This window comes from Streptomyces glaucosporus, assembly GCF_039533345.1.
GTDB classification, from domain to species: Bacteria; Actinomycetota; Actinomycetes; order Streptomycetales; family Streptomycetaceae; genus Streptomyces; species Streptomyces glaucosporus.
Genome location: NZ_BAAATJ010000012.1, coordinates 158,275 through 168,824 on the forward strand (window position 1 = coordinate 158,275; position 10,550 = coordinate 168,824).

Below are 10,550 nucleotides of genomic sequence, written 5' to 3' on the forward strand. Positions count from 1 at the left end.
TCACCTCGTCGTCGCGTCCGTCCGGAACAGGTACCCGGAGGGCGCGAACGTGGCGCAGATCACAGCGGCGAGCATGCCGCCCAGCAGGAAGGCGTAGGTGCCCCATCCCGTGCCGAAGAAGAAGTCTCCCTCGGGGCGCGAGGAGGACAGCAGAAGCACCGCGAGCATCCATCCGCCCGCGGGTGCCGCCGCGCCCGTCTTCGTCCGGGTGAGCCGCGCGCCTCCGTGGAACAGCGCCACCGCCCCGCCGAGCGCCAGCAGCAGGCCCAGGGGGAACCAGCCGGCCTGGACGAGCGCGCCCGCGAGGGCCACCACCGCGCCGAGCACGGCCAGCACGGCGTACACGGCGATCCGTCCCGCCCGCCCCTTCACCGGGCGCCTCCCGCCGCCCCGGCGAAGTCGAAGAGGTCGCGCACCGGTTCGGCGGGGACGGCACCATCGGCCCGCCGGAAGTGCTCGGTGCGCAGCAGGGGCTGGCTCAGCCCGTTGGACAGGGCGAAGGACCCGGGGGGACCTGACGGGGAGTCGGCCACCACGATCTGGGTGGCGTGGGCGCGCATCGCCGCCGCCTTGGCGGACGCCTCGGCGTCACTGCCCTCGACGACGGCCGCCACCTCGGCGTCGTCCACCACGCCCGGCACGTCGCCGACCGAGGCGATCGCGGGGAAGGGGCCGCCGCCGTGGGCACGCAGCCGGGCGAAGCCCTCCTCGACCGTCGAGCGCGCCGCGCAGTTCCAGTAGACGCATCCGACCCGGTGCGGCTCGCCCCGGCCGGGGCGGTACGCGGGATCGGCCGCCAGCTCCACCGCGCGCATCGCCACCCGGTGGGCCTGGATGTGGTCGGGGTGGCCGTATCCGCCGTTCGGGTCGTAGGTGACGAGCACCTGGGGGCGCACCTGGCGGATCTCCTCCACGAGGTGGGAGGCGGCCTCGTCGACGTCGGCCCGCCAGAAGCAGCCGGGGCGCTCGTTGGCGGGGGTGCCGAACATGCCCGAGTCGCGGTAGCGCCCCGGCCCCCCGAGGAAGCGGTGGTCGGCCACGCCCAGCTCCCGCATGGCGTGCCGCAGTTCACCGATCCGGTGGGCGCCCAGGGTGTCCTCCCGGTCGGCCGCGAGGTGCGCCAGCGCGGGCGGGATGACCTCGCCCTCCTCGCCCAGCGTGCAGGTGATCAGGGTGACCAGCGCACCCTCGGCGGCGTATCGCGCCATGGTGACGCCGTTGGTGATCGACTCGTCGTCGGGATGCGCGTGGACCAGCATCAGGCGGCGCGCGGGAAGCTCGGTCATGAGGGCGAGCCTACGCCGCGCGCGGCCGTCAGAACTTGATGCCGCCGATCATGCCCGCGACGCTGGAGGTCAGCTCGCTGATCGTGGGCGCCATGGACGAACTCGCCAGGTAGAAACCCAGAAGCATGCAGACCAGGGCGTGCCCGGCCTTCAGTCCTGACTTCTTGATCAGCAGGAAGACGATGATCGCCAGCAGCACCACCGCCGAAATCGAGAGTGCCACGGCGGTTCACCTCCAAGAGCGCGCGGTCGACACGGAACAGGACGTTTGTACGACGGAGTCTGTCAGGAAATGCATACCCCATCGCGAACCATGCGCAACGGATCATAACTTTCCGTGAGACGGCATGGCTCGGTGCACGGGTGCAGAAGAGGGGCGCACACCCGTGTGACCTTGGCCACGTTCCTCGTCGCCCCTCGTCGCCCCTGATCGTCCCTCCGTCTCCGTGGGATCGCGGCGCGGCGGGACCCGGGGGCGCGGAGCGGTGGGCGGTGCGGCGGGACGCCGTACGCTCGGGCCATGGTCATGTCGTTTCCACGCCAGCACGCCAGGACGCAGCGCTTCACCCTGGGAGCGCCCCGGGCGTTCACCGTGTCGCCGGACGGTTCCCGGGTCGTCTTCCTCCGCTCCCGCGGCGGCACCGCCCGGGCGAACCTGCTGTGGGTGAGGGACCTGGCCCCGGACGGCCCCGGGGAGCGGGCCGCGGCCGACCCGGAGGCGCTGCTCGGCGGAGCGGACGAGGAACTGTCCCCCGAGGAGCGCGCCCGCCGCGAGCGGAGCCGCGAGGGCTCGGCCGGGATCGTCGGCTACGCGACCGACGCGGCGGTGGAGACGGCGGCCTTCGCCCTGTCGGGACGGCTGTTCACCGCCGACCTGCGCGCCGCCGTCTCGCGGGAGCTCCCCACCCCCACCCCGGTGGTGGACCCGCGCCCGTCCCCGGACGGGCGGCGCGTGGCCTACACGGTCCGCGGCGCCCTGCGGGTGACCGACGCCGGCGGCGGGGGCGACCGGGTCCTCGCCGAGCCCGAGGACACCCCGGGCGGCGGCCGGGTCACCTGGGGCCTGGCGGAGTTCGTCGCGGCCGAGGAGATGGACCGCTCCCGCGGCTTCTGGTGGTCCCCCGACGGCACCCGGCTGCTGGCCGCGCGGGTGGACGACACGCCCGTGCGCCGCTGGTGGATCGCCGACCCGGCCAACCCCGGCAGCGCGCCGGCCGAAGTGGCCTACCCGGCCGCCGGCACACCCAACGCCGAGGTGACGCTCCACCTGATCGACGTCGAGGGCGGCTCCGACGGGGACGGCGGGAACGGCGGGGACGGCACGGGCCGCACCGAGGTGGTGTGGGACCGGGCCCGCTACCCGTACCTGGCGCGCGTCCACTGGTCGGCCGCCGGGCCGCCCCTGCTGCTCGTCCAGTCCCGCGACCAGCGCAGCCAGCTCCACCTGGCCGTGGACACCGCCACCGGCCGCACCACCGTGGTCCACGCGGACGAGGACCCGGCGTGGCTGGAGCTGTTCCCCGGCGTTCCGGCGTGGACGCCCGACGGGCGCCTGGTGCGGATCGCCGACGAGGGCGGGGCCCGGATCCTGCTGGTCGGGGACCGTCCGCTCACCTCCGCCGCGCTGCACGTGGAGGCGGTGCTGCACATCGGCGAGGAGGACGTGCTGTTCTCCGCGTCCGCCGGGCCGGAGGCGCCGGAGGACGCCCCGGTCGGCGAGGTCGCCGTCTACCGCGCCTGGTTCCGGGGCAGCGGCGACCAGGGGGGCTGGGAGCGGCTCTCCCCCCAGGACACCGCGCACGTCGCCTCCGCCGTCCGCGGCGGGGACACGGTGGTGCTCTCCACCGCCGCCCTCGACCGTCCCGGCGCGCGCGTGGAGGTGCTGCGCCCGGCCGGGAGCGGCGGGGGCGCACCGGAGCCGACGGCGGTGATCGAGTCCCATGCCGAGACGCCCGTGCTGACCGCGCGCCCCCGGCTGCTGCGGGCCGGCGCGCGCCGCATCCCCGCCGCCGTGCTCCTGCCCACCGGCTACCGCGACGGCGACGGGCCGCTGCCGGTCCTGATGGACCCCTACGGCGGCCCGCACGGCCGGCGCGTGGTGGCGGCGCACAATCCCCACCTGACCTCGCAGTGGTTCGCCGACCAGGGGTTCGCGGTGGTGGTCGCCGACGGGCGCGGCACCCCCGGCCACTCCCCCGCCTGGGAGAAGGCGATCGCGGGCGACCTGGCGGGCGTCACCCTGGACGACCAGGTGGAGGCGCTCCACGCGCTCGCCGGCAGTCACCCGCTCGACCTGGACCGGGTCGGCATCCGCGGCTGGTCCTACGGCGGCTACCTGGCGGCGCTGGCCGTCCTGCGCCGCCCCGACGTCTTCCACGCGGCCGTGGCGGGCGCGCCCGTGACGGACTGGCGGCTGTACGACACCCACTACACCGAGCGCTACCTCGGGCTGCCCGGCGAGAGCCCCGAGGTGTACGCGGCCAACTCCCTGGTCACCGACGAGGGGCTGTCCGCGCCCGCCGGGCAGCACCGGCCGCTGATGATCGTCCACGGGCTGGCGGACGACAACGTGGTGGCCGCCCACACCCTGCGGCTGTCCTCGGCCCTGCTGGCCGCGGGCCGCCCGCACGAGGTGCTGCCGCTGTCCGGGGTGACGCACATGACCCCGCAGGAGCAGGTGGCGGAGAACCTGCTGCTGCTCCAGGTGGCATTCCTCAAGCGGGCGCTGGGGGTGGCCTGAGGGAGGCGCGCCGGGCCGGGGCGCGCGCCCCGGCCCGGCGCGCCTTCCGCGGCCCGTCAGCCGCGTGCCGCCGGGTCCCCTCGCCCGGCGTCCCCGGTACTCCCTGTGTCCCCGGCGTCCCCGGTGCCCCCTGTCCCCCCGGCGCTTCCGGGGGGCGGGTCCCCCTCCGGGAAGTGGCACGCCGTCAGGTGTCCCTCGCGGTCGCCGTCGAGCCGCACCAGCGGCGGTTCCCGCACGGCGCACACCTCCTGGGCCTTCCAGCAGCGCGTGCGGAAGCGGCAGCCGGACGGCGGGTCGACCGGCGAGGGCACGTCGCCGGCCAGGCGGATGCGCGTCCGCCCGCCGTCCTCCGGCCCGATCCGGGGCACCGCGGAGAGCAGGGCGTGGGTGTAGGGGTGGCGCGGGCTGCCGTAGACGGACTCGCGGTCGCCGGTCTCCACGATCCTGCCGAGGTACATGACCGCGACACGCCGGCAGAAGTGCCTGACGACCGCCAGGTCGTGGGCGATGAAGACGAACGCGATGCCCGTCTCGCGCTGCACCCGCCGCAGGAGGTTGACGACCTGCGCCTGGACGGAGACGTCCAGGGCCGAGACCGGTTCGTCGGCCACGATCAGCCTCGGGCCGAGGGCCAGGGCCCGGGCGATCCCGATGCGCTGCCGCTGGCCGCCGGAGAACTCGTGCGGGAAGCGGTTGTAGTGCTCGGAGCCCAGGCCCACGGTCTCCAGCAGTTCCCGCACCCGTCGCTCGCGGCCTCCGGGCGGGTCGATCCCGTTGACCTCCATGGGCCCGCCGATGATCGTGCCGACCGTCTGGCGGGGGTTCAGCGACGAGTACGGGTCCTGGAAGACCATCTGGATCTCGGTCCGGATCGGCGCCAGCCGTTTGCGGGAGGCATGGGTGATGTCGCGGCCCCGGTAGGTGATCCGGCCGCCCGAGGGTTCCAGCAGCCGGGTGAGGAGCCGCCCGGTGGTGGACTTCCCGCAGCCCGACTCCCCGACGAGGCCGAGGCTCTCGCCCTCGTGCACGGTGAGGTCGATCCCGTCGACGGCCCGGACGGTGCCGCCCCTGCGTTTGCGGAGGAAGCCGCCTCCGGCCGGGAAGTGCTTGACCAGCCCCTCGGCGGTCAGCAGCGGTTCGCCGCCCTCGCGGGACGCCGCGCGGCGCGGGCCGGTTCCGTTCCCCGCGGTCATGAGTCGCCCCGCCCGGGCCGGGGCCGCGTCCGTCCGGCGAAGAGGGCGCGTGCCCGGTCCGCCGTGAGGTGGCAGGCGGCCCCGCGCCCGCCGGGCGGCTTTGGCCGCTCGTCGGCGCAGCGCGTGCCGCCGACCTCCCCGGTGAAGGCGCACCGCGGGTGGAAGGCGCAGCCGGACGGCGGGTCGAGCAGGCTCGGCGGGGAGCCGGGGACGGGCACCAGGTCCTCCTCGACGTCGCCGTCCAGCCGCGGCACGGAGCCCAGCAGCCCCCGGGTGTAGGGGTGCCGGGGGGAGCGCAGCACCTCGGCGGCGGGGCCGCGCTCGACCACCCGGCCCGCGTACATCACCAGCACGTCGTCGGCGATCTCGGCGACCACCCCGAGGTCGTGGGTGATGAGGACGATCGCGGAGCCGAACTCCTGCCGGAGGTCCTCCAGGAGGTCGAGGATCTGCGCCTGCACGGTCACGTCGAGCGCGGTGGTGGGTTCGTCCGCGATCAGCAGGCCGGGGTCGCAGACGAGCGCCATGGCGATCATCGCCCGCTGGCGCATGCCGCCGGAGAACTGGTGCGGGTAGTCGTCGGCCCGCAGCCGGGGGCTGGGGATGCCGACCCGGCCGAGCATCTCGATCGCGCGGCGCCGGGCCTCGCGCCGGGAGGCGCCCGTGTGCCTGCGGTACGGCTCGGCGATCTGCTCCCCCACGGTGTGGTAGGGCGAGAGCGCGGTCAGCGAGTCCTGGAAGACCATGGCCATCCTGGCGCCGCGCAGCCTCTCCAGCGTCTTCTCCCGGGCGCCGGTCACCTCCTGCCCGTCCAGCAGGATGCGTCCGGTGACCTCGGTGGTGCGCGGATCGTGCAGCCCGAGGACGGACAGGCCCGTGACCGACTTCCCCGAGCCGGACTCGCCGACGACGCCGAGGGTCCGGCCGCGGGCGAGGTCGAAGGAGATCCCGTCGACCGCGTGGACGGTGCCGTCCTCGGTGGAGAAGCGGACGCGCAGGTCCCGGACGGACAGGAAGGCGTCCGCGCCGGGCGGGGCGCCGGGGTCCGCGGTCTTGGTCCAGGTGCTCACCGGCCGAACTCCTCCTAGGACAGTCGTACGCGGGGGTCGATGAACGCGTAGACCGCGTCCACCAGGATGTTGAAGGCGATGATCATGGCGGCGGCGAACAGCATCACGCCCATCAGCATGGGCAGGTCGGTGTCGAGCACCGAGTCCACGGCCAGCCGTCCGAGCCCGGGCAGGGTGAAGGTGAACTCGGTGACCATCGCGCCGCCGAACAGCGATCCCAGGTCGATGCCGAAGATGGTCACGACGGGGATGAGCGAGCCCCGCCAGGCGTAGCGGAAGAAGACCGTGCGGCCGCTCAGGCCCCTGGCCCTGGCCGCGCGCACGTGGTCCTCGCCGAGCTGCTCGATCAGCGTGGAGCGCGACATGCGGGTGTACTGGGCGGTGAAGATCAGCGACAGCACCACCCAGGGGATGAGCAGCCCGGCGAACCAGTCGACCGGGCTGGAGGTGATCGGCACGTACTCGGGTTGCCGGAGCAGGTCCAGCCGGTAGACCAGCAGGGCGATGACCAGCGGGCCGACGAAGTAGATCTGCAGCGAGCTGCACACCAGCGACACCGAGCTGAGGAACTTGTCGAGGAACCCGCCGCGCCTCCAGGCGGCGAGCATCCCGGCCCCCAGGCCGAGGACGAGGAAGACCGCGGCGCCGCCCAGGGCGAGCGAGACGGTGGTGGGGAGACGGTCGAGGATGGTGCCCCAGACCGGCTCGCCGTTCGCGAAGGAGTAGCCGAAGCACGGCGCCGGGCAGGGCCCCACGGCGAAGTCCCGGCCGGTGAGGATGCCCGCCATGTACGCCCGGTACTGCTCCGGCAGCGGCTCGTCCAGACCCAGGTTCCTGCGGATGATCTCCAGCGACTCGGGGTCGCAGGTCTTTCCGCAGTGGAGCAGCGCCGGGTCGCGCGGGATGGCGTAGAAGAGGAAGAACGTGCAGGCGCTGATGATCAGCAGGATGACGACGGCGCCGAGTGTCCGGCGCACCAGGAAGCGCAGCATGGTCGGGTGGCCCTCACGCGGGGAGGCGGGGAGGCGGCGCGGCGCGCCGCCGCGGGGGCGGGGCGCGCCGGACCGGCGCGCCCCGCGGGGGACGCGGCTACCGCTTGACGTAGAGCTTGGTCACGTCGAGGTTGCTCATGTCGTCGTTGTAGACCAGCCCGCCGACCCCGGAGCCGGCGATCTGCGTCTTCTTGAAGTAGTAGACGGGGACGGCCGGGGTGACCTCCTCCAGGACGTACTTGCTCAGCTCGAACCACTCCTTCGCCGCCTTCTGCGGGTCCTCGATCCTGCGGACCTCGTCGATCCGGGAGTTGATCCCGGGATCGTCGACGTGCGAGTAGTTGGATCCGCCGTCCTGGATGCCCCGGCCGTCGAACAGCGGCGGGATCACGGTGGAGGCGCTGGACCAGTCGTGGCCCCAGTTGTTGACGTAGATGTCGTAGCCGTTGTCGACGTCGCCGATGAGGTCGTAGTAGGTGTCCGTGGGCAGTTCCTTGCGCTGGACGTCGAAACCGGCCTTCTCCAGCGCGTCCGCGACCGCGATGGACGCCTTCTGCTCCTCGTCGCTGTTCCGGTAGGCGTAGGTGAGCTTCATCCCCACCCTGCCCGCCTTCTCCAACAGTTCGCGGGCCTTGTCCGGGTCGCCGCCCGGCTTCTCCAGCTTGCCGAACGGGTCGTAGTCCTTCTCGTGGCCGGGCAGCAGCGGGCTGATCAGGCCGCCGGCCAGCTCGCCGCCGGACGGCCCGCCGAAGGGGGCCAGGTAGGGCTTGGAGGGGAAGGCGTACGCGATGGCCTGCCGCACCCTGACGTCCTCGACGCGGTCGGTGTTGATCGTCAGCTGGGCGACGAAGGACTGGTAGCCGGAGACGGTGCGGTCCCTCGCCTCGCGCATCACCCGCTGGTGGCTGCCCGCGTCCACGGCGTTGTCGAAGCTGACGGCGGTCCGCGCCTCGCCGCTGTCGTTGAGGAGCCGCTTGGTGGAGTCCTCGTACTGGTGGTTGAAGGTGATGTCGAACCCGTCGACGTACTGGTGGCGGGCGGCGTCCGTCTCCGGGTCCCACTCGGGGTTCCGCACCAGCTTCATCGACTTGCCGGACCGGAAGGACTCGATCTTGTACGGGCCGCTGGCGAGGGGGTCCTTGTCGTACTTCTGCCGGGTGTCCTTCTCCGCGGAGACCACGGCGTAGCCGGCCATGGCCAGGGCGTAGGGCAGGTCGTTGCGCGGCTCGGAGAAGCGGAAGACGATCGTCTTCTCGTCCGGGGTCTCCAGCACGGAGTCGGGCAGGTGCTCGCCCTCGTAGGGGCCCTCGGGCAGCAGTTCGCGGTAGGCGGCGCCGGTGGCGTCCGCCATCCACTGCTGGATGAAGGTGGGTCCCTGGGTGATGAAGGGGGCGAAGAGGCGTTCGAAGGTGTGCCGGACGTCCTTGGAGGTGATCGGCGAGCCGTCCTCGAACCTGATGCCGTCCTTGAGCGTGTAGGTCCAGGTGCGCCCGCCGTCGGAGGGCCGGCCGCTGTCGGTGGCCAGGTCGCCCACCACCGAGTAGTCGCCGTCGTTGTCCAGCTTGACGTGGGTGAGCTTGCGGTGGATCAGGTGGGAGAGCGTCATCTCGTCCTGGACGTAGATCTGCGCCGGGTCCAGGTGCGCGTAGCTGTCGCGCTGGTAGACGCGCAGGGTGCCGCCCCTGCGGGCGCCGGGGACGTCCTCGGCCGGGCCGGCCGACTCCTCGGCGCCGGCGAACTCGATCGGCGCCCGCTGCGCGGCGGGCGCGTCCCCGCCGCGGTCCTCCGGTTCGCCGCCGCCGCCCGCGCTGCAGCCGCCCAGGACCAGCGCCCCCGCCGCGAGTGCCGCGGCCACGGGACGCGTTCTGCGTATTCGCCGGCTTCTCATCGTTCTGTGCCCCCTGCCTGTCCGGCTCGCGGATGGAGCGTGGTCAACGTGCGGCCCTGGGGTCGAAGGCGTCCCGGACCGAGTCCCCGAGGAGGTTGAAGGCCACGATGAACAGGACCATCGCGCCGCCGGGGAAGAACATGTAGGTGATGTCGTCCTGGTAGACCTCGGCGCCGGTGGCGAACATCCGGCCCCAGTCGGGGGTGGGCTCGACGATGCCGACCCCGAGGTAGGAGAGCGCGGCGGCCGTGGTGACGAAGTTCGGGAGCATGTAGGTGGCCTGCACCAGGACGGGGGTCATCAGGTTGGGCAGCAGCTCCCGTCGGACGATGCGCCAGGACGACGCCCCGCTGACCTTGGCCGCCTCCACGAACTCCCGCTCGCGCAGGGCCAGCGTGGCGCCGCGCAGGATTCTGGCCAGGGACATCCAGCCGAGGAACCAGAGCACCAGGATCAGCGCCGCCACCCGGATGTAGGTGGGCGTCTCGTCGGCGGGGTCGACGAAGAGGGCGACCACGATCGGCATGAAGGCGACGAAGAAGAGCTGGTTGGGGAAGGCCATCAGCAGGTCGGTGAAGCGCCCGACGGCGTAGTCCACCGCGCCGCCGAGGTAGCCGGCGACCACTCCCAGCACCATGGCCGTCAGGACGGCGGCCAGGGTGACCGCGACGGCGATGAACAGCGAGGTGCGGATGCCGTAGACGAGCTGGGTGAGCACGTCGCGGCCGAGGACGGGTTCGAGCCCGAACCAGAATTCCCCGTCGATCCCCCCGTTCGGTTTGACGGGATAGCCGTACTCGTTGAGGAGGCCCTCGCGTTCCTGCCCGTACCTCGTGTACGGGTCCTTGCCGTACAGCCAGGAGATGACGGGCGCCAGCAGGCCGACGGCGAAGAAGAACAGCACGACGCAGGCGGACACGACGCCCGTGCGGTCACGTCTGAAGCGCCGCCACATCAACTGCCCCGGCGACCGGCCGACCGGACCGGCCCGCTGTCCACTGGCCATCGCGCCCCGCCCTCCGAACGTGTGGAAAACATTTCGGATGCGGGGACTTTCGCAATGGAGCGGCCCCCGGTCAAGAGGGCCGACAGGTGTAGACCACTGATTGTCGATATCGCGCTCGGATAATTCCAGGAAAAAGTCCTGTCGACGCCTTGACAGTTTTTCCGGAACCCCGGAACGGGCGCGGAGGAAACCGTGTGCGCGAACCGGCGGACCGGCCGGATCCCGCCGCCCCGGCCCGGTGCCTCAGCCCGCCGCCCCTTCCACCACGACGCGGGGCCTCTCCTCGGCGAAGTGGCAGGCGGAAGGATGCGCGGCCGGGGTGTCCTGCCCGGCGAACCGCTCCGGCACCGCCAGCAGCGGCACCTCCTGCGCACA

9 protein-coding genes and 1 pseudogene are annotated in these 10,550 nt (G+C 73.0%); 1 reads left to right on the forward strand and 9 read right to left on the reverse strand.

Annotation, left to right across the window (positions count from 1 at the left end; translation table 11 throughout):
* Genes ABD358_RS15215 through ABD358_RS15225 form a run of 3 tightly spaced genes read right to left on the reverse strand, consistent with a single transcriptional unit; the run spans position 1 to position 1,509 of the window.
* Positions 1-372: a DUF6113 family protein gene (locus ABD358_RS15215; RefSeq protein WP_344631527.1), complete on the reverse strand. Its 372-nt coding sequence runs from the start codon at positions 370-372 to the stop codon at positions 1-3.
* Positions 369-1,286 carry an N-acetyl-1-D-myo-inositol-2-amino-2-deoxy-alpha-D-glucopyranoside deacetylase gene (mshB, locus tag ABD358_RS15220; RefSeq protein ID WP_344631528.1) on the reverse strand — a complete coding sequence of 306 codons (918 nt, stop codon included), beginning with the start codon at positions 1,284-1,286 and terminating at the stop codon, positions 369-371. Before mshB ends, ABD358_RS15215 begins: the two co-directional genes overlap by 4 nt.
* Before the next feature lie 28 nt (positions 1,287-1,314).
* Positions 1,315-1,509 (reverse strand): hypothetical protein, encoded by a 195-nt coding sequence (locus ABD358_RS15225; RefSeq protein WP_344631529.1) that lies wholly within the window; start codon positions 1,507-1,509, stop codon positions 1,315-1,317.
* Between the two features lie 303 nt (positions 1,510-1,812).
* Here ABD358_RS15225 and ABD358_RS15230 point away from each other — a divergent pair, with 303 nt between their 5' ends.
* Positions 1,813-4,026 carry a S9 family peptidase gene (locus tag ABD358_RS15230; protein ID WP_344631530.1) on the forward strand — a complete coding sequence of 738 codons (2,214 nt, stop codon included), beginning with the start codon at positions 1,813-1,815 and terminating at the stop codon, positions 4,024-4,026.
* A 56-nt stretch (positions 4,027-4,082) separates the two neighbouring features.
* Here the strand turns inward: ABD358_RS15230 and ABD358_RS15235 are convergent, their stop codons facing one another.
* The 6 genes and pseudogenes from ABD358_RS15235 to ABD358_RS15260 all read right to left on the reverse strand — a co-directional run.
* Positions 4,083-5,219 carry an ABC transporter ATP-binding protein gene (locus ABD358_RS15235; RefSeq protein WP_344631531.1) on the reverse strand — a complete coding sequence of 379 codons (1,137 nt, stop codon included), beginning with the start codon at positions 5,217-5,219 and terminating at the stop codon, positions 4,083-4,085.
* The gene (locus ABD358_RS15240) at positions 5,216-6,289 is read right to left on the reverse strand and encodes an ABC transporter ATP-binding protein (protein ID WP_344631532.1); all 1,074 of its coding nucleotides are present in this window, start codon (positions 6,287-6,289) and stop codon (positions 5,216-5,218) included. Before ABD358_RS15240 ends, ABD358_RS15235 begins: the two co-directional genes overlap by 4 nt.
* 14 nt (positions 6,290-6,303) lie before the next feature.
* Positions 6,304-7,281: an ABC transporter permease gene (locus tag ABD358_RS15245; protein WP_344631533.1), complete on the reverse strand. Its 978-nt coding sequence runs from the start codon at positions 7,279-7,281 to the stop codon at positions 6,304-6,306.
* 97 nt (positions 7,282-7,378) lie between these two features.
* Positions 7,379-9,169: an ABC transporter substrate-binding protein gene (locus tag ABD358_RS15250; RefSeq protein WP_344631534.1), complete on the reverse strand. Its 1,791-nt coding sequence runs from the start codon at positions 9,167-9,169 to the stop codon at positions 7,379-7,381.
* Positions 9,170-9,212: 43 nt separating this feature from the next.
* Positions 9,213-10,175, reverse strand: coding sequence for an ABC transporter permease (locus ABD358_RS15255; RefSeq protein WP_344631535.1), 963 nt, complete (start codon positions 10,173-10,175; stop codon positions 9,213-9,215).
* Positions 10,176-10,418: 243 nt separating this feature from the next.
* A pseudogene (locus tag ABD358_RS15260) lies at positions 10,419-10,550 on the reverse strand (peptide ABC transporter ATP-binding protein); the annotation flags it as partial.